The 21,050-nt window shown below is 41.5% G+C and carries 12 protein-coding genes; 7 read left to right on the top strand and 5 right to left on the bottom strand.

All coding sequences use genetic code 11. From position 1 onward, the window contains the following. Positions 1-52: 52 nt before the first annotated feature. Entirely contained in the window at positions 53-559 is a 507-nt protein-coding gene (locus ACR5KR_RS31180) for a pentapeptide repeat-containing protein (RefSeq protein WP_322703928.1), read from the bottom strand. Between the two features lie 132 nt (positions 560-691). After that, on the bottom strand, positions 692-2,212 hold the full coding sequence (locus tag ACR5KR_RS31175; RefSeq protein ID WP_448269205.1) for an LCP family protein: 1,521 nt from the start codon (positions 2,210-2,212) through the stop codon (positions 692-694). A 115-nt stretch (positions 2,213-2,327) separates the two neighbouring features. On the opposite strand from ACR5KR_RS31175, the gene ACR5KR_RS31170 reads away from it, so the two are divergent. From ACR5KR_RS31170 to ACR5KR_RS31160, 3 genes are all read left to right on the top strand, one after another. Continuing rightward, the gene (locus ACR5KR_RS31170) at positions 2,328-3,476 is read left to right on the top strand and encodes a mannose-1-phosphate guanylyltransferase (protein ID WP_448269204.1); all 1,149 of its coding nucleotides are present in this window, start codon (positions 2,328-2,330) and stop codon (positions 3,474-3,476) included. 78 nt (positions 3,477-3,554) lie between these two features. Continuing rightward, positions 3,555-3,851 carry a membrane protein insertion efficiency factor YidD gene (yidD, locus tag ACR5KR_RS31165; RefSeq protein WP_445629030.1) on the top strand — a complete coding sequence of 99 codons (297 nt, stop codon included), beginning with the start codon at positions 3,555-3,557 and terminating at the stop codon, positions 3,849-3,851. Positions 3,852-3,881: 30 nt separating this feature from the next. Next, positions 3,882-5,528: an ABC1 kinase family protein gene (locus ACR5KR_RS31160; RefSeq protein WP_445629029.1), complete on the top strand. Its 1,647-nt coding sequence runs from the start codon at positions 3,882-3,884 to the stop codon at positions 5,526-5,528. Positions 5,529-5,588: 60 nt separating this feature from the next. Here the strand turns inward: ACR5KR_RS31160 and ACR5KR_RS31155 are convergent, their stop codons facing one another. Next, positions 5,589-5,783, bottom strand: coding sequence for a hypothetical protein (locus tag ACR5KR_RS31155; RefSeq protein ID WP_445629028.1), 195 nt, complete (start codon positions 5,781-5,783; stop codon positions 5,589-5,591). Between the two features lie 12 nt (positions 5,784-5,795). Between ACR5KR_RS31155 and ACR5KR_RS31150 the strand changes: the two genes are divergently transcribed. After that, positions 5,796-5,957, top strand: coding sequence for a hypothetical protein (locus ACR5KR_RS31150; RefSeq protein WP_448269203.1), 162 nt, complete (start codon positions 5,796-5,798; stop codon positions 5,955-5,957). Positions 5,958-5,989: 32 nt separating this feature from the next. Further along, complete coding sequence (locus ACR5KR_RS31145) at positions 5,990-6,178, top strand: hypothetical protein (RefSeq protein WP_448269202.1); 189 nt, start codon at positions 5,990-5,992, stop codon at positions 6,176-6,178. A 257-nt stretch (positions 6,179-6,435) separates the two neighbouring features. Here the strand turns inward: ACR5KR_RS31145 and ACR5KR_RS31140 are convergent, their stop codons facing one another. Both ACR5KR_RS31140 and ACR5KR_RS31135 read right to left on the bottom strand, forming a co-directional pair. After that, positions 6,436-7,365, bottom strand: a complete 930-nt coding sequence (locus ACR5KR_RS31140; RefSeq protein ID WP_448269201.1) for an iron-siderophore ABC transporter substrate-binding protein — start codon at positions 7,363-7,365, stop codon at positions 6,436-6,438. 110 nt (positions 7,366-7,475) lie between these two features. Continuing rightward, a complete protein-coding gene (locus ACR5KR_RS31135) occupies positions 7,476-10,184 on the bottom strand; it encodes a TonB-dependent siderophore receptor (protein ID WP_448269200.1) in 2,709 nt (902 codons plus the stop codon). A 726-nt stretch (positions 10,185-10,910) separates the two neighbouring features. On the opposite strand from ACR5KR_RS31135, the gene ACR5KR_RS31130 reads away from it, so the two are divergent. After that, entirely contained in the window at positions 10,911-16,247 is a 5,337-nt protein-coding gene (locus ACR5KR_RS31130; RefSeq protein ID WP_448269199.1) for an amino acid adenylation domain-containing protein, read from the top strand. Then, complete coding sequence (locus ACR5KR_RS31125; protein WP_448269198.1) at positions 16,240-21,039, top strand: SDR family NAD(P)-dependent oxidoreductase; 4,800 nt, start codon at positions 16,240-16,242, stop codon at positions 21,037-21,039. Before ACR5KR_RS31130 ends, ACR5KR_RS31125 begins: the two co-directional genes overlap by 8 nt. The last annotated feature ends 11 nt before the right edge of the window (positions 21,040-21,050 follow it).

Genomic DNA, 21,050 nt, shown 5'->3' with positions numbered 1-21,050 from the left:
ATCATCTTTTTCGCAAAAATGTCTCTGTTTTGAAGCTCAACGCAAAGATTCTTTACTTACAACCCAAACTATCTCGCGTTGACATACCCGTAACTGGATTTACACCATCGGCTCTTTCACACAGCAGCGACACTTGATAGCGGTCAATTAAAGCATCGGTAAAATCAGCGCCAGTGACATCAGCATCATAAAAGCGGCTACGGGTCAAAGTTGCTTCAGTAAATATGGCATTTTTCAGGTTAGCACCATCCATAGTGGCGCGATCGACTAAAGCGCCGCTCAAGTTCGCATCTTCCAAATTTGCCTTTAATAAAACTCCTTTAGTCAGAATTGCGTTGGTTAAATTCGCTCCTTGAAAATTTGTCCCCCGCATTTCTGCTGCGACAAAAGTTACCCCTGCCAAATCAGCATGAGAAAAGTCACGATTTTCTAAATTTATATTGTTGTAATTGATTGTGTTTATCTGAGCAAAAGCCGGCTTAGGATTAAGTATTATCCACCCAAATGCTAGTAGCAAAATCACAATCAAACCCAAAAAGCGCAGTAAAATCTTTTTCATAACTTTATTATTTGTCCTTTGTCATTAGTCCTTTGTCCTCTCTTACAAAGTTCTGAGCGGAGGAAACCTCCGATCAGACTTTGCGCTTTGTCCTTTGTTAGTTAACAATGACCAATGACCAATGACTCTTAGCTATTTCCAATCTTTGCCAATGCGGATTGTCAGATCGGATTCTAAATCACCAATTGCCGCTACCTCGACTTGACCCAAGCCTAAGATTTTTTGCAAATCAACCCCAACTCGTCGGTTGCCTTTTTGGACAATAATCTGAGTTTGACGTTGGGTATCCGGCCAATCAGGCACTTTGTAAATATTATTAAAGCCTTTCTGTTTAAGATAAGCAATAACTTTTTCAGTTAGCTGAGGTTGATTTGAAGCATTTTGAATAGCAATTTTGAGGTTAGGAACCTGACGCATATCTGGCTTTAGACCAGGTATATTTACCCCAACATAATCATTCAACAGGCTCTGTTGCCCAGTCATATTCAGCCAATAGCTATCGGGGTCTTTGCTAAAACGGCTAAAGGTACCAGGCAACACAGTCATTTGGAAATTATCCCGATCTAGGTTAAGTCCGAAATTGACCAACGCCATCATTTCTTCCATCTTCAGGTTGGTATCAAAATATTTTCGCATTAGGCGAGTTAATTGAGGCAACCTGGGTAAGATGGTGGGACTATTTAAGCGTTGCAACAAGGCTGCCACAAGTGCTTGCTGACGCTGGACTCTCGGCAAATCTCCTAAACCTGGTTCGCGGAATCGGGCAAACTGTTCTGCTTGTTCGCCATTCAGGGTTTGCCAGCCACTGACTAAATTAATCGATAGCCGACTGCTGGAGTCTTTATATTCCATTGATTGAGGAACAAAGACTTCTACTCCGCCTAACTGATCGACTAACTGCCGTAAGCCGCTAGTAGAAATGCGGATGTAACGATCGATTGGGGCATTATTTAAGGTACGGCTAACTACCCGTGCTGCTAAGACTGGGCCGCCTTTGGCATTGGCATCAGATACCTTAGTTAATCCCTTTTCTCCCTTTTCGGGGATGGCGATCATTGTATCTCTGGGAATGGAAAGCACTCTTACAGATTTTTCACTAGGGTTAAGTCGTACCAGCAGCATGGAGTCGCTTTTCCCGGCAAAGCTTTCTGGTGAGCCATCAACGGTACCGCTGACTGGTTCAATCCCCATGATTAAAATATTCATCGGACGTGAAAGCTTGTACTGGGAGAGTTGACCCCATAACTCCCCTGGTAATGGGATTTTTACTTCGTCTTTAGCAGCAGTTCCTAAATCGTCATCTGTTCGATCTAGATTGCTCCATAAAGGAGTCCACAGCGCTAACGTTGACACCAGCAGCCCAGATAAAATGATGCCAATGACAACCGTCATAAACCATAACAGCCATCGAGGCATGGTTAAGCCCAGTCTCTCAGAAAGCTGATTCGGAAACGCGCCCACAGATTCGATGACGCTACGGTTCGGATTCGCTGGCTGGTTTAGTTCGACCTGCTCTTCCTCTGAGTCGGCTACTGGTGCTGGTGTTACTTGATTTTCTGTCCGTTGAATTTGCGACGATCGCACGTCACTTTCAAACTCTACTACTTGCTGAGACGTAACCGGATTTTCCGACCATTCGACTTGTTTTATCACAATTATCTCCCCACTCAACCACTCCCTAAAAGTATGTTAATCCAAGCTACAAATATTGCCAGTGGAAAAGCTCACTGTAAACTTGTAATGTTCTTCGGTAGGCGTGTATGACAACATGAATACTTTATTGTTCCCCGTAATCCTAGCTGGTGGCAAAGGTGAACGTTTTTGGCCCCTAAGCCGCAAAGACCGACCCAAGCAATTTTTAAGTCTTGATGGTAGCTCTAGAAGTCTATTACAAGCAACCGCCGATCGATTGATTAAACTCGGTGGCGGTGAGTCCAGCGCGGTCTTCTCCCAAGGGGAGACGCCAAGGGCGATGGGGGTTTCCCCCATGAGCGACTGGCGAACCCGAACGGGGTGGGATTCCCTGTGGGTTATCACTTCTAGTCAGATAGCTGACGGGGTACGCCAACAACTACCCGATTTACCAGTTGAAAACTTACTGATTGAGTCGGAAGGCAGAGACACCGCCGCAGCCGTTGCTTGGACAAGTTTAGAAATCAAACAGCGCTATGGTGAAGACGCTGTGATTGGCTTTTTCCCTGCTGACCACTGGATTGCTGACCAAGAGGCGTTTGCACGCACATTAAATGCAGCTACGCAACTGGCAACAAGCACAGCAGCGATCGTTACACTGGGGATCAAGCCTACTTTTCCATCAACCGGCTACGGCTACATTGAACAAGGTGAAAAAATAGGTAGCTTTAATGAGTTGCCAGCTTATCACGTGAACCGCTTTACTGAAAAGCCCGACCGAGAAACGGCAGAGACTTTTTTATCTACGGGACGTTTTAGCTGGAATAGTGGAATGTTCGTTTTTCGGGCAGGGGTTGTTCTCAAGGAACTACATACCCATGCTCCAGAAATTATCGAACCTTTAGAACAACATGGCCCTGATATCTATCCCCAGTTGCCTAAGAAGAGTATAGACTATGCGTTAATGGAAAAGACAACTCTAGCATACGTTTTGCCAGTTGATTTTGGTTGGGATGATTTAGGAGATTGGAATGCGATCGAACGCTTACTGAAAACGGAAGAGACTCCCAATGTAGAACTTGCTACTCACGTAGGTTTAGATACGCAAGGGGCGATTATTTACGCCTCAAATCCAGAAGATGTAGTTGTTACTATTGGTTTAGAGGATGTGGTGATTGTGCGCGATCGCAATGTCACCCTCGTTGTCAAAAAAGAACGTACCCAGGAAATCAAGCAGATCCTTAAAATTATCCAAAGCGATTCCCGATTTACCGACCTGCTATAAAAGTTAGAACCCTTGGCAGAGGCGAAAAAGTCTGTTTTCCCATTATAACTTGACTGTCCGTTATTTTATCTGACAGTTATGGACATTATTAGCTTTGAGCCTCTGGCCAAGACAATAGCAATCGATTCTATTACTGCCTATCAAAAATACATTTCTCCGTCCAAAGGATTTTCTTGTTCCCATCGCTTATTACACGGTGGGGATTCTTGCTCTAGTTACGTCAAACGGATGCTGAACGAACAGAAGCTCCACCAAGCCGTACAATCATCCATAAAAAGATTTCAAGAATGTGCGGCAGCTAGCAAAATTTTAACAAGCACCAAAACTAGAGCCGATTTCCGTTGTATTGTCATTCCCTGCTGCCTACCTCTTTAACTCCTCTGCCTCTTTGAGTTTTTTATAAAAATGTTCCTCACCCAAACTGTTCCCCGTCAACGAGAAATCCTGGAAGTCTTCCTTCGCAATGGCTGGGACTATATGCGAAGGTTACTTACTGGTGGCAAAGCTGATGAACCGCAGCTGCCGACACCTGCGGTTTTAAAAAATATTCTGGTAGACTTGGGCCCAGTTTACGTCAAACTTGGTCAGTTAATGTCTACCCGCCCTGACTTACTGAGCGCTTCCTATATTGAGGAATTGTCAACTCTACAAGATGAAGTACCACCAGTTCCTTGGTCAGAGATAGAAATAATTCTCCGCAAAGAATTAAAACGTCCATTAGCAGAAACCTTCAGCACAGTTAACCCGATCCCCGTAGCCGCAGGATCGATTGCTCAAACACATCGAGCTACACTAGCAGACGGTCGAGAAGTCGCTCTCAAAGTGCAACGTCCAGGAATTGATATTACTATTGGTCAAGATATTGCTTTAATTCAAGGTATTGCCGATTTAGTGGCGCGGACTGATTTTGGGCAAACCTACGAAATCAAATCCATCGCCGAAGAATTTACCAAAGCCTTAGAAGCCGAATTGGATTTTACACGGGAAGCGGGTTTTACAGACCAACTGCGGCGCAACTTATCTCAGAGTCGCTGGTACGATCCCACACAAATAGTGGTTGCGGAAATTAACTGGGAATTGACTACACCAAAGTTACTGGTAATGGAATGGCTGGATGGGATACCGTTCTTGGAGGCGGATTTGAATAGTGACCCCAATGTTAAAGATCCTGCCGAAAAGCGTAAAGAAATAACTACTTTGTTATTTCGAGTATTTTTCCAGCAATTATATATTGATGGCTTTTTTCACGCCGATCCCCATCCAGGAAACTTGTTTTATCTCAAAGATGGTCGTGTTGCCCTCTTAGATTGTGGCATGGTGGGAAGACTCGATCCCCGAACACAGCAGATATTAACAGAGATGTTGTTAGCGATCGTTGATTTAGATGCTCAAAGGTGCGCTCAGTTAACTTTACAGCTATCAGATTCTGCTCAACCAGTGATTTTGTCGCGGTTAGAAAATGATTACGATCGCATGTTGCGAAAATATCACAATGTCAGCCTCACACAAATAAACTTCAGTCAGATAATTTATGAAGTTTTACAGGTTGCCCGCAACAATAAAATTAGGTTGCCAAGTAATATGGGTTTGTATGCCAAAACCCTAGCGAATTTAGAGGGTGTAGCGCGGACATTCAACCCAGAACTGAATTTTTTTGATGAAGTTAAACCATTAATTACAGACTTGTTTCGTCGGCAATTACTGGGCGATAATCCAGTGCGATCGCTATTACGAACAGCCTTAGATATTAAAAGTCTCTCTCTCCAATCACCCCGCCAAATTGAACTGTTATTAGACCGAGTTACATCAGAAACCTTACAGTGGAATTTATCGCTGCGAGGATTAGATGGTGTGCGGCGCACGATGGACGATGCAGCGAACCGACTATCTTATAGTATATTAGTGGGTTCACTGATTATGGGTGCAGCAATTATTTCTACCAAAGCGCAGACAACACAGCTATCTTTTTTAAGCACCACCCTGTTTGCCGTCGCTAGTTTATTGGGTTTGTGGTTAATTGTTAGTACATTGCGATCGGGACGTTTACGGTAAAATCATTTTGAATTTTAGACTTTGAATTGAAGGAAAATCTAAAATTCAAAATTTAATGACTCATACCGTTTGGATTTTCAGCGAAGGAACAGCGATCGCCAAATAGACAACCAACAAGCAAAGCTTCTGGACTGGGTTGGCTACCAGCAACTGGGATAAAATAGTTTTGAGGAAGCGATCGCTATTAATGCCAAAGATGCCCCAAAGCGATCGCCAATTACCTCTGATACCAGCTGGTTGTAAGTTAGAAAGCATCAGTTAAAAAACTTGGGTCATCGATTTAGTACCCATTCTGACAGCGAAATTGTACTTCATCTTTATGAAAAATTTAGCATCGAATGTTTGCAATATTTGCGGGGTGAATTCGCATTTATTTTATGGGATGAAGCGAGGCAGGTTTTTTACTGCCCGCGATCGCTTCGGTATTAAGCCACTTTTTTATACAACGGTCGGGAACTTTATTGCGTCGCTTGGAAGTAATTCAACCAGGTTGTTTGGAAGTTCAACAAATTGTTCTACAACTTTATGCTCAGGGTATTAATCCTACACTTAAAAATATTCGTCAGTTTATGGCTAAACCCTCTGTTTTATGGAAAAAGGAAGTTGTGGATGCTTTTTGGGAAGCTCGACGTTCAGTTGAAAATGCTTAAAGCCAGTCTGAATCAGGGTTCGGCAAGCTTATCTTTTAATTTCCGGCAATCTTTTCCTTTAAGTCACAATTAACGATCGCAAAACTTTTCGGTCTACTGAAATTATCATTCAAATCACATTTATTGTTTTCGGCTATTTTTCTAGGAGAACCATTAAACTTGAAAATGGATATTAGGAAGCAGTTTAGTAGTTATGGGTAATTTAGTTTTAATCCTTTAATAAGACTACAAGGGGAGCAATGCGATTTGGTGAGGTGCTAAAATCTGGGGCGGTCGATCAGGTATCTAAAAAAATCATCAATTATTGTATTGATTGCAAAGATATCGCCTTCATGCCAGGACAACCCGTCAACGAAATAAACTTGATTTCGTTGAACCGCTTTAAGTTGTCGCCACAAAGGTTTTTGTTGGAGCTTTTCTAAAGTCTCCTTAGCACTTTTGCTTCCCCAGGATAAAAAGAAGAGAACATCACCATCAATATCAGACAGACGCTCTTCAGAAATATTTTCTATATAGAAAAAATCCCCCCTTTGTGAGGATGGGCGTTTTAGCCCAATATCATTAAGAACTCTGCCAACAGGACTTTTTTCGCCATAAGACCAAATTCCAGAGAATGGTTTTATCGAAGCAACTGAAACCTGCATTTGGTGACGGCGATTACCCAAAGCTTGTTTAAGTTTTTCAATGCGCTGCCAATATTCTTTCATTAATAGATTGACAGCTTCTTCTTTATTCAAGACCTTGCCAAGGTCTAGCAAATCTCGATCCCAACGACGAGTGAGTAAATCGGGATGCCCTATTATGACCGTAGGCGAAATCTTAGATATCTGCTTGTAATAAACATTCAGAATATAAGGATGAGCCAAAATTAGGTCGGGTTTCAGGAGCAAAATCTTTTCGAGGTTTGGTTCATTTTCGCTTCCAATCAAATCAACTCCATCTACTTTGTCTCGAAGATATTTTGGAAAAGGCTCACTAGAATCATATCCCGTTGCAATTGGTTTAATCCCCAATGCTAAAATATCAGCCAAAAAACTTGACCATAGTGTGACAACTCGTTGCGGATGCAGAGGGATACAAGTCTTTCCCATCAAATGTTCTACCTTTCGGCAGTTTTGCGTTGGCTGTTTCAAGCTTGTAGCACTATAATTCAGATTCTTGCTACAAGCCGAAATAAGTACAAACATCAAAACTCCTAATAATAGTAGATAGATGAAGCGACGTAAAAACATTGAGGATAAGTATCAATAGAATAATTGCAACACGTTGTCCAACCGATTACCAACACAACAGCGAGTTAAAGCTCCCAACGAATAGAGCCGATGATTGTAAAGGGTGCGCCTCTTTCAAGACCTAAAGTGTAACCGTAGGTAGAACTGAAATAGTCCGTATCAAATAGATTACGAATATTCATCGCAGCGTTAAAGCGATCTCTACGGTAGAAAATCGCCGCATCAGTACGCAAGTAATTGGGTAATTCAACCGAGTTGTCTGAAAGTGCCGCCCGCTCACCCACATAAAAAAGCCCTAAACCAAATCCCAAACCTTTGAGATTGCCCTTCTGGATTTCATAAGTTGTCCAGAGGCTAGCTTGATTTTCTGGCACACCCAGCAATTTATTACCTACAGAAATATCAATATCCTCGGTAACTTCTGCATCAGTATAGGCATAAGAACCGATCACTTTCCACCCTGGTAGAATCTCACCCGCGACATCTAACTCAATCCCTCGACTCCTTTGCTCGCCTACTTGAATCTGGAAATCACGGTTATTTTGATCCGGTATTGTAACATTCGTCTTGGTGATTTGATAGACTGCCAATGTTGTTGAAAGCTTTCCGTCTAGAAAATCAGTTTTAATGCCTGCTTCATATTGGGTTCCTTTGGTCGGCTTAAACGCTCTATTATCAGGATTGAATCCAGAGGTAGGAAGAAAAGATTGACTATAGCTGGTGTAGAGAGAAACCGATTTACTCGGCTGATACACCAACCCAACTCGGGGGCTGAAAGCACTATCATTTTGTTCGGGAGAATCAATTCCGCTATTTGTCTGATTTTGTGAAACCCAATCTAAGCGCCCGCCAATTAATAGCTTTAGATTGTCTAAAATACTAACTTGATCCTGAAGGTAAGCACCGTAAGATTGGGTAGATGAATCGAAACTATAATTTGGAATATATGTGGGATTTGAAATATTGTAATCTGGGTTGAAGATATCTAGATTGGGAAAAGGCGAATCGGAAATCAAAGCCTCAAAAGTCTGAACATTGCGATTAAAATCAAAACCCACTAAAAGTTGGTGCGAAATCGATCCCGTCTTAAACTTTCCCAGCAAGTCGATCTGTCCAAAATAATTATCTATTGAGTATCCACGTCTTTCAGCGTTAATACCTACTAGCGAACTATCGTCTACTATATCTAATCCTCCAGCAAATGCGTCTCTAGTTTTAGTAGTAGCCACTGAAAAATTGTTACGAATCTGCCAGTTGTTGCTCAACTTTTGATTCAGGATGTAGCCAAATTTTTGAGTCTTGGCATCAATAAAGGTTAAATCAGGATAGCCGAGAAAGAGATTCCGAGGCAGGAAGCTACCATCACTGAAAAACCAACTACCAGACTGATTCGGATATCCATTATAGTTAGTGTATTCATAGTATAGATTCAGGTCTGTTCGATCGCCCAATTTCAAACTGATTGAGGGTGCGATCGTGGTTATATTTGTGTTGACGGAATCTTGAAACCCCTCCGAATTTTGATAGTTAGCAATAAACCGATAGAGTACAGTTTTATCGGCATTTAATGGCCCTGAGAAGTCGATGCTGGGCTGATAATAGCCAAAATTCCCCGCTTCAAATCCGAGACTGTAGTAGGGTTCACTCAAAGGTTGTTTGGTAATAACATTGACGATTCCACCCGGTTCTACAGCACCAAATAGAACTGAAGCGGGGCCTTTGAGAACCTCTACTTGTTCGATCGTCCCAATGCCTGTCAGCGAAAAGCTATCATTATTGTAACCTGTATCTCGATAGCCATTGCGGAAATTCCCGAGCTGCACAAATCCTCTGATGATTCTGCCTCCTGAAGGCGCACCGAAGTTGCTTCCTGCATCAACAACGCCACTGACTGTTTCCACTGCCTCTTTTAAACTTCTTACCTTGCGATCTTCTAGCACCTGTCGCGGCACCACCTGAATCGATTGGGGAATATCGCGCAATGGCGTGTCGGTTTTAGTAGCAGTTGACGTTTCTGATGCGTTATACGTATCTTGCTCCCCCGTCACCAACAACTCAATTGGCTCATCCTGCTGTGCTGTTGGTTCTTGCTGCGGTGTCTCGCTTGCTGGCTTTTGTTGATCTTGTGGTGTTTGGGGTTGCTGCGGTGGAAAAGTTGCTATTGCCGCAGAATTTATACCAAACACCAGCCCTGTATTATCATCGAATAACTCAACTGTGGGTAAACTTTTTTCACCCACCACCGTCACTCGGACAGTATTGGCATCAACATTTGTAACTGTTATCTCAGTAATTTCTGCAAGTGGTTTTTCTGAACGAAATATAAAAGCTTCTCCCGATGCTAAACGCAACTGTGCGCCAGGTATATCTGCAATAAAATTATTACCCGTACTGAGATTTTTAACTTGTAGTTCTTCCCCACGAGTCGTCTCTAAAATCAACTCCACACCTTTGTCTGTAGGATTGGCTTTAACTCCTATGATTGGTACAACTCGATCCCCACTTCTTTGTTCTAAATTTGGGGGGTTGGTTGGTGTTGGTGTCTGTACTAGCATTTGAGCGCTAGTTGCGGGAAGTTTGATTTCGCTGAGTTGGAGAATGTTTTTACTTGCTTTACCAGGTGCTGTTTGGGGTGAAGTAGATTTCCCTATCACTTGGGTAAAAGATTTGCCTTGAACATCTTCTCGTACTTCCTCGCCTTTAGAAGGAGTGCTGATACAAAGAACAACCGTACCTGTCAGCAGCAGGCCTTGAAACAATTTATCTAACTTCATTTATCCGCTTACACTCAATCACACTACTTGGTTGTACCTAAAGACACAATGGCAATCTCTGAGAAATATTATCATTTAAATTGAAATTATTTGAATCATATTATGAAGCGATGCAACACACAAGATAATTAATAGTTTTTTTCATTTAGCTATGGATACTAAACAATAATTTTCAAGCTGCTTATTTGCTTGATATATAATCAGAGATTGTATTGGCAGCTAAAACTACTTTTCTGCCTTGAAAATGGGATTGGGAACTAAAAATTAGGAATGAAGGACAAGTTAGTTTTCGTCGGGTGGTTGCGGGCGATCGCTCGTGGAATTTTAACCTGAAGATCGGGTATTGGTCATTTTTATTTTGTCATGAAATATTTATTTTCCCATAATTTTCAGTCTACCAGTGACGTTTTTAGATTTATCATCTATCTACAGATATAAATAGTAGAGCATAAATAAAACTTATATAATGTATTTTTGTTGATATTAACTTTCTATACTTAGTCTATTGCTAAAGCTACTCATTCTCGTTAGTGTAATCTGAAGATAAATAAAAATTACTCGCAATAAGCTAGATATTGCTCCCAGAAAATCACTAATCATTAATTAGGATTTAAACAATTTTAAGTAATTGGCTGAATTAATTAACGATTTCCTTTTTATTTTTCTCTAGTCAGAGCGAGAAAAAGAGCAGCAGTGTATCAGGGTTGTATCTAGTTGAAAATCAAAATGAATCAATATTCTCATCGGTTCCTTGAAGCTTGTGGCAGTGGTTCTACATTTGTTGATTTACTGCGCTTAAGAAGCTCTACCCAGCCAAACAGAGATGCTTTTACCTTCTTGCTGGATGGGGAAACAGAACAAACAACGCTAACCTATCAAGAATTGGATAGGCGATCGCGTCGAATAGCTGCTCAATTACAAGCATTGGGTTTGACTGGAGAACGCGCCTTACTACTTTATCCAGCCGGACTAGATTTTTTGGTTGCTTTTTTCGGTTGTTTATATGCCGGAGTTGTGGCTGTAACGGCATATCCCCCTCGAAATCAGCGCAACACACCGAGAATAAAAGCTATTTCTCTAGATGCACAAGCAGCGATCGCTCTCACTACAACAGAAATCCTGCCTACAGTGCGGTCTTTAATGTCAGAAAAGACTGGCTTAGAGTCTTTACAGTGGCTAACTACTGATAATCTTGCTCTGGGAATAGAAGATGCTTGGCAAGAACCCTCTATCGATCGAGATACCTTAGCTTTTCTGCAATACACCTCTGGTTCTACAGGGACACCAAAGGGTGTAATGATTAGTCATGGAAACCTACTGCACAATGCTGACACAACTCACCAATTTATGGAGCATTCTCCAGAAAGTAAGTTCGTGACGTGGTTGCCGATGTACCATGATATGGGTCTGATTGGGGGAATATTGCAACCTTTGTATGGAGGTTTTCCTTGCATTATCATCCCTCCAACTTCCTTTCTCCAACGTCCTTATCGTTGGTTACAAGCTATTTCTCATTACCAAGGGACAACCAGTGGTGGCCCGAATTTTGCTTATGAGTTATGTACTCAAAAAATTACTTCCGAACAAAAAAAGACTCTTGACTTGAGTAGTTGGAGTGTGGCATTTAACGGCGCGGAACCGATTCGGGATGATACTCTAGAGCGGTTTGCAGCAGCTTTTGCTGATTGTGGCTTCCGTAAAGAGGCATTCTACCCTTGTTACGGAATGGCTGAAACAACTCTGATGGTTTCTGGTGTGCAGAAGACAACATCACCGATTATCAAGACAGTCCAAAAACCTGCATTAGAATTGAATCGGGTAGTTGAATCATCTGTTAAGGATGAGGATGTCTATCATTTCGTCAGTTGTGGTCGAGTTATACCACAACTGGAAGTGGCGATCGCTAATCCTGAAACCCTCAGTAGTTGTAAACCTGATGAAATTGGGGAAATCTGGGTATCTGGGCCGAGTGTTGGCCAAGGTTATTGGAATCGTTATCAAGAGACAGCAGAAACTTTCCATGCTTATCTATCAGATACAGGTGTAGGCCCTTTTCTGCGGACGGGAGATTTAGGGTTTTTACAAAATAACGAGCTTTTCATTACAGGTAGAGCCAAAGATTTAATTATTATTCGCGGTCGAAATCTTTACCCACAGGATATAGAATTAACCGCAGAACGCAGTCATCCATCTTTAAATTCTGGTGCTAGCGCAGCATTTACAGTCGAGGATAACAACGAAGAACGGCTGGTAATCGTCCAAGAATTGAAGTTTCGCGCCAAGCCAAATTTAGCAGAAGTTATATCTGCAATTCGCCAAGCTGTTACTGAAGAACATGAAGTACAAGTTTATGCTGTGGTTTTGATTAAACCAGGTAGTATTCTCAAAACTTCTAGCGGTAAAATTCAACGTCGTGCAACTCGCGCTCAGTTTCAAAATGGTGAATTGAATATCGTTGTCAGTAATATTCTTAAAATTAGTAATATTGTCACAGAGGAAACTCGATTACAGCGTTCCGAACTTTTAGCGCTTTCTCCAAGGGAATGTCAACGGCTTTTAGAAATCTATCTGATTGAACAAGAAGCGAGAGTACTGGCGATCGCACCAGATGATATCAGTCCTGATGAACCATTAAGCGTTCTGGGGCTTGATTCTTTAAAAGTGTTTGAATTGAAAAACCGGGTTGAGATTGATTTAGAGGTAGAAGTATCGGTAGCAGACTTCTTTGCAGGGATGAGTACGCGATCGCTAGCTACAAAGATCCTCGCTCAACTGACAACAGATGCACTACCGTCAATATCCCTTACCAAACAAGATAAAAATACATCCGTTCAGCCTCTATCTTTTGGCCAGCAGGGATTATGGTTTATTAATCAGCTAACTCCCGATAGTCCTGCATATAACATTCCTATAGTTATTAACTTAAAAGGCTGCATTAATTTAGCAATTTTACAAGATAGTCTTAACGAAATAATTAGACGACACGAAGTATTACGGACGAGCTTTACAGTAGTTGATGGACAACCAGCCCAAGTTATAAATCAAGCGCCACCTTTAACTTTGGCGATTGAGGATTTGCGTTCATTTTTAGAAAGAGAACGCCCTCAAGAAGCGCAACGTTTAGCTACGGAATTTGCACAGCAGGCATTTGATTTAGCTACTCAATCGCTTTTGCGTGCTAAAGTTTTACAATTAAGTGATAAAAATTATCATTTAATTGTCACTCTACATCATATAATTGCAGATGGTTGGTCTATCGGTATTCTGATCGAAGAACTAGCTGCACTATATAAAGCATTCTCCACAGGCAAACTCCCGGCGCTTCCTGAATTACCCATTCAGTATCAAGATTATGTCAATTGGCAACGACAATGGCTTGATTGCGATCGGATTCAATCTTTATTGACTTATTGGAAACAAAAGTTGCAAGGTCAGCTACCTATATTAAATTTACCAACTGACCGTCCGCGTAGAAGCTTTGCTTCTTCCGATCGGACATCGCCAGTTCAAAAATTCAAAGGCGCTCAAGGGAAACTAGTTCTTTCTCAAACTCTGACAAAAGAGCTAAAGAATTTGAGCCGTCATTTGGGAGTAACTCTGTTTATGACCTTGCTTACAGCCTTTAAAACGTTGCTGTATCGTTACACTGGTCAGACTGATATTGTAGTAGGTTCGCCAATAGCTAATCGTAACAGAGCAGAAACTAAATCATTAATAGGTTTTTTTGTCAATGTTTTAGTACTACGTACAGACCTTTCTGGCGACCTGAGTTTTCAGGAGTTACTAGCGCGGATAAAGTCAACAGCTTTAGAGGCATACATTCATCAAGACTTACCTTTTGAGAAATTAGTAGAAGAAATACAGCCAAATAGAGACTTGAGTTACAATCCACTATTTCAAGTAATGTTCGTTCTTCAGAATGTGCCAATATCAAATCCCAGACTGTCAGATGTCTCTGTTACTTGTCAGGAGGGTTACAACGGGACATCAAAGTTTGATTTGACATTATTTATGGAGGATGACGAACAAGGGTTGGTTGCAACTTGTGAGTACAACACAGATTTATTTAATGCAGATACTATCGCTCGGATGCTAGTACATTTCCAGACTTTATTGGAAAGTATAGTTAGCAATCCCGAACAACGAATTTCAGATTTGCAATTACTTACACCATCTGAAGTACAGCAATTATTAGTTGAGTGGAATAATACCGAGACAGATTACCCACAAGATAAATGTATTCATCAACTGTTTGAAGCACAGGTAAAGAAAACGCCATCTAATATTGCTGTTATTTTTGAAAACCAAAAATTAACCTACCAGGAGTTAAACGACCAAGCTAATCAACTAGCACATTACTTACAAAAACTAGGGGTGAAGCCAGAAGTAATTGTAGGTGTCTGCATGAAACGCAGCCCAGAAATGCTGATTGCATTGTTAGCTATTTTAAAAGCAGGTGGGGCTTATGTACCACTAGATCCAGCCTATCCCCAGGAACGCTTAACTTTCATGGTAGAAGATAGTCAGACCAAGGTGCTGCTGACTCAAAGCCATCTAGTTGAATTGTTTGCCAAATCGAATGTGCATATTGTCTGTATTGATAGAGATTCACAATTACTTACCCAACAGAGCAGAGAAAATCTGTTTAGTGAAGTAAAATCCAATCACCTAGCTTATGTCATCTATACTTCGGGTTCTACTGGTGTACCAAAAGGTGTGGCGATCGCCCATGAAAGTTGTGTTGCTTTATTAACATGGTCAAGAGAAGTTTTTACAGATGACGATCTTGCTGGAGTTTTAGCATCAACCTCTATTTGCTTTGATTTATCAGTATTTGAACTGTTTGTTCCTCTCAGTTGGGGTGGTAAAGTAATTCTTGTAGAAAATGCTTTACACTTACCCTCATTGGTTGCTGAGGTAAGCTTGGTTAATACAGTCCCAAGCATCATTGCAGAATTACTGCAAGTAGATGGTTTACTTCCTTCAGTCAGAACGGTTAATCTTGCCGGTGAACCACTGCAAAATCAACTTGTGGAACAGATTTATCAAAACGATCGTATTCAGAAAGTTTTTAATCTTTACGGTCCGTCTGAAGATACAACCTATTCCACATTTGCTCAAGTAAATAGAGATAGCAACGTAACTATCGGTCGTCCTATTGCCAATACACAAATTTATTTACTTGATACTAAGTTACAACCAGTACCAATTGGTGTCCCAGGAGAAATTTATATTGGTGGTGCTGGTTTAGCTAGAGGCTATTTAAACCGACCAGAGTTAACAAAAGAGCGGTTTATATCTAATCCGTTCAATAATAAACTTGAATCACGGCTATATAAAACTGGAGATTTAGCTCGTTATTTACTTGATGGAAATTTAGAGTACTTGGGGCGAATCGATCGTCAAGTTAAGATTAGAGGATTTCGGATTGAGTTGGGTGAAATTGAGAATGCATTACTCAAACATCCAGCAGTGCAGAAAATTGTAGTTTTGGCGCGAGAAGATAAACCACGTGTTCAACAATTGGTGGCTTATATTGTTCTTTTACCAGACGAAACACTTACAACTAGTGAACTGCGAAGTTATCTCAAAGAACTGTTACCGGAATATATGGTTCCTGGTGTTTTTATCTTCCTAGACACCTTACCACTTTTGCCTAACGGAAAAGTAAACCGTCGTGCTTTACCTGTACCAGAAGACTTGCGTCCAACATTGACGACTACTTATGAAGTACCCCAGTCGGAAATGGAACAGCAGATAGCACAGCTTTGGCAAGAGGTGTTACATCTCGATCGAGTGGGTATTCATGATAATTTCTTTGACCTTGGTGGGCATTCACTATTGATGATTCAGGTTAATTATAAACTGCGGGCAATTTTGCAGCGAAACATATCAGTTGTAGAAATGTTTCAAAATCCGACTATTTACTCACTGGCGCAATATTTAAGTCAACAGCGACAGCTTTCTTTTACAGGAACACGCGATCGCGTGAATAAGCAAATTGAGGCTATAAATCGCCAAAAACAACAATTGAGTAAGCAAGGTAAAAAGATTTATGATTAGCACTATACATAATGATGCTGTAGAAGGCATTGCCATTGTTGGGATGGCAGGGCGTTTTCCTGGTGCTAAAAATATTGACGAATTTTGGCAGAATTTGCAATCTGGTGTAGAATCAATTTCTATCTTCACAAATGAAGAGATAGTATCTGACGGTATCGATTCCGTTACACTCAGCGATCGCAATTATGTAAAGTCTAGTGCCATATTAGAAAATATCGATTTATTTGACGCTGCATTTTTTAGTTTTAATGCCAAAGAAGCAGAAGTTACTAACCCCCAGAACCGGATTTTTTTAGAGTGTGCTTGGGAAGCATTAGAAAATGCTGGCTATGATTCCAATAGATATGATAGTCGTATCGGAGTTTACGCTGGTGCTAGCCTAAATAACTATTATTCATTAGATTTAAACCGCGATCCCATAGGATCAGCGCAATGTTATCAAACATTAATTGGTAATGATAAAGATTTTCTGACTACTCGTGTTTCTTACAAATTAAATCTCACAGGCCCAAGTATTACGATCCAAACAGCTTGTTCCACCTCATTAGTTGCAACAACACTTGCTTGTCAAAGTTTGTTGAATTATCAGTGTGATATGGCTTTAGCTGGTGGAGTTTCTATTCACGTACCCCAGAAAACAGGTTATTTGCATGAATCGGGAGGAACACTATCTCCTGATGGTCATTGTCGTGCTTTTGATGCCAAAGCACAGGGAACGACTATTGGTAATGGTGTAGGAGTTGTTGTCCTCAAACGATTGAGCGATGCTCTAGCAGATGGTGATTGTATCCATGCTGTAATTAAAGGTTCAGCAATCAATAACGATGGTTCTGGTAAAGTTGGCTATACTGCGCCTAGCGTCAATGGTCAAGCAGAGGTGATTGCTGAAGCGATGATGCTGGCGGGAGTTGAGCCTGAGACAATCAACTATATTGAAGCTCATGGTACTGGTACAGCTTTAGGCGATCCGATTGAAATTGCTGCCCTCTCTCAAGCTTTTTGTCGCAGTACCACCAAAAAAGGCTTTTGTGCCGTCGGTTCAGTGAAAACAAACATTGGTCATCTAGATGCAGCATCTGGGATTGCCGGACTGATTAAAACAGTTTTAGCCCTGAAACACAAGCAGATACCAGCAAGCTTGAATTTTGAGCAGCCAAATCCCCAGATAGATTTTGCCAACAGCCCCTTTTATATCAATGCAAAGCTAGCAGAATGGAAAACAGGAAGTACTCCTCGTCGTGCTGGTGTGAGTTCCTTGGGTATAGGTGGGACTAATGCTCATATTATTTTAGAAGAAGCTCCTGGAGGAGAGCAGGGGAGCAGCCCTTCTCTACGAGACGCTGCGCGAACGGCTCCTTTCGACTTCGCTCAAGGCAAGTCGCTCAGTGACCGAGGGGCAGGGGAGCAGGGGAGAAAGTATCAATTGCTGGTAGTTTCTGCAAAAACTAGCTCTGCTTTAGAGACAGCAACTGCAAATTTGGCTAATCACCTGCAACAGCACCCAGAACTTAATCTTGCAGATATAGCTTATACATTGCAAGTGGGGCGTGCTGAGTTCAATCATCGTCGCGTGCTGGTGTGTGAAGATATCGAGGATGCAGTCAGCGCTTTGCAGTTAGAAGATCCAGAAAGAGTTTTCACTCGCTTAGTTGAAAGTGGCATTCACGTTGGCGCAGCCTCTCGTAAAGAAGTTACTCCGCAGAAGTATCGTCCCATCGTCTTCATGTTTCCTGGACAAGGCGCTCAATATGTGGACATGGCTAAAGAACTTTACCAAACTGAACCGATTTTTCAACAACAGATTGATTTGTGCTGTCAATTGCTGCAACCCCATCTAGGGTTGGATTTGCGTTCACGAAGTGACTCCGCAGGAGTATCGCTGATTTATCCCAACGAGTCTGAGTCAAAAGCCGCAGCAGAGAAACTGCAACAAACTGATATTACTCAGCCTGCATTATTTGTTATAGAATATGCTCTCGCTAAATTGTGGATCTCATGGGGCATTTCTCCCCAAACAATGATTGGTCATAGCATAGGGGAATATGTAGCAGCTTGCCTTGCTGGTGTATTTTCCCTGGAAGATGCTTTGGCAATAGTAGCTATCCGTGGACGACTGATGCAGCAACTTCCAGCAGGTGCTATGCTTTCGGTTTCACAAACAGAAGCAGAGATAAAAACTTTACTAAATGAAAATTTATCTTTAGCCGCCAGCAATGCTCCTCGTTTGTGCGTAGTTTCAGGAACCCATAATGCTGTAGACACGATTCATAAGCAACTTACAGCATTAGGTGTAGAGTGTCGGCGTTTGCATACTTCCCACGCCTTTCATTCTGCGATGATGGAACCTATGATTGAGCCATTCATCAAAGAAGTTAAAAAAGTCAAACTAAATCCGCCGCAGATTCCTTTTATCTCTAACGTCACAGGAACCTGGATAACAGCAGAAGAAGCCACAGATCCCGATTACTGGGCAAGACATTTACGCCAAACAGTGCAGTTTGCAGCCGGCATCTCTGCGTTGCAGCAAGAGGCAAATTGCATCATGCTAGAAGTGGGGCCAGGAAGCAGCTTGTGTACTTTTGTTAAAAAGCATTCAGATTCTCTAGCACTCTGTTCATTACGACATCCTCAAGAAAAACAGTCAGATATAGGATTTTTACTGAACACACTCGGCAAACTCTGGTTATATGGAGTACAGGTAAATTGGTCAGGATTTTACGCCCACGAACACCGTCATCGTCTCCCACTACCAACATATCCCTTTGAGCGGCAGAGTTATTGGATTGAAGACTATAAATACAGACAGCATAACAGTGCTAAACCTGTGTCATTTGGCAAAAAGCCAGATATTGCCGATTGGTTCTACTTACCTTTATGGAAACAATCTATACCTGCTGTACTGTTAAAACAGAAGGAATCGATCGCTCAGAAGTCTTGCACTCTTGTGTTTCTCGATGAGTGCGGTTTGGCAGAAGAACTGGTTAAACGACTTCAGCTTGATGGTCAGGATGTAATTATAGTGAAGGTGGGGTCAAAGTTTATTAAGTTGAATGAGCGTGCATATAGCCTTAATCCTAGACAACGTAAAGACTATGATGCCCTGCTCAATGAACTAGTAGCACAAGATAAGATCCCAAAAACGATTGTTCATTTATGGAGTGTGACTTCTGTCGATCGGATTCAATCTGGAATCGCAGGAGTTGATGAAGCCCAAGAAAAAGGTTTTTATAGTCTGCTGTTTTTAGCTCAAGCACTTGGAAAACAGCGAATTACAGATGAGCTGCAAATAACGGTCATTTCCAACAATATACACTCAGTGACTGGAGAAGAACCGCTATGCCCAGAAAAGGCGACTCTATTAGGAACTGTTAAGATCATTCCTCAAGAATATCCAAATATCAACTGTCGTAGCATTGATGTTGTGATTCCAAAAGAAGTAAGTTGGCAACAAGAGAAACTTGTAAATCAGCTGGTGAATGAGCTACAAATACAATCCTCCGATATAGTTGTTGCCTATCGTGGTTTTCATCGCTGGGTGCAAACCTTTGAACCAGTCCGATTGGAAGAAGCAGAGGGAGGAACGCGATTAAGGCAAGGAGGAGTGTATTTAATCACAGGTGGACTCGGAGGCATTGGACTTGCTCTAGCGTCACACCTAGCGAAGGCGGTACAAGCCAAACTAGTTTTGATCGGGCGTTCAGCTTTTCCTGCTAGACAAGAGTGGGAACAATGGCTAGCTACTAACGATCGCCAAGATCGTATCAGTAGTAAAATTTTGAAAGTAAAGGAACTTGAAGAACTAGGTGCAGAAGTTTTGGTACTGAACGCTGATGTGGCTAACCTGGAACAGATGCAAGAAGCGATCGCAAAAATCCAGAAACAGTTTGGCCAAATCAATGGTGTTCTTCATTGTGCAGGAATTGCGGATTATGCGGGTGTGATTTCTCGAAGAACGCGAGAGATGACAGAAAATATTATGAACCCTAAAGTCAAGGGTACACTAGTATTAGATAGCGTTTTGAAAGATGTTAAGTTAGATTTTTTAATTCTTTGTTCATCTCTTAGTTCAATTATTTATAGAAAGAAATTTAGTGAAGTTGGCTATTGCGCTGCCAATGAGTTTCTTGACGCTTTTGCTTATCATAAAACCAATCGAGATCGTACATTCACAGTTTCTATTAACTGGACTGATTGGCAAGATGTTGGGATGTCAGTAGAGGCAGTGAAGCGATTAGCTAACAAACAAGATATTTCTGATGCTAAATCCCTATTAATAGATGCTTTATTGCCTTCAGAAGGGATAAAAGTTTTTAAACACATTCTCAACAGTGCAGTCCCTCGGATTGTGGTATCGACTGAAGATTTGGCAACTGTTATTGAACGCGATCGCAATTTTAATGCCCAAGCTCTTTTGGAATCTTTAGGCAAGGCTAACCAGTCTAAATCCGTACATCAACGACCTCAGTTGAGTAATGCTTATTTTGCTCCTAGAAATAAAACTGAGCAAACAATTGCAGATGTTTGGCAAAAACTACTTGGTATTGACTTAGTAGGTATCCACGACAACTTTTTTGAACTCGGTGGCGACTCTCTAGTAGGTGTTCAAGTTATTTCGCAATTAAGTAAAGAATTACATATAGAAATTCCTGTAGTCAGTCTTTATGAAAGTCCAACAGTCAGTTCTTTGAGCAAAGCTTTAAATATGGAACAGGCTGACAAACCTATGGAAGAAAGGAGCGGACGGGGGCAAAGACGAAGAGAAAAAAGAATGAAACAGAAGGGTGCTCTATAAAAAATTAATCA

It is taken from the genome of Nostoc sp. DSM 114159 (genome assembly GCF_053470285.1).
This window is presented reverse-complemented; position numbering and strand designations above follow the sequence as displayed.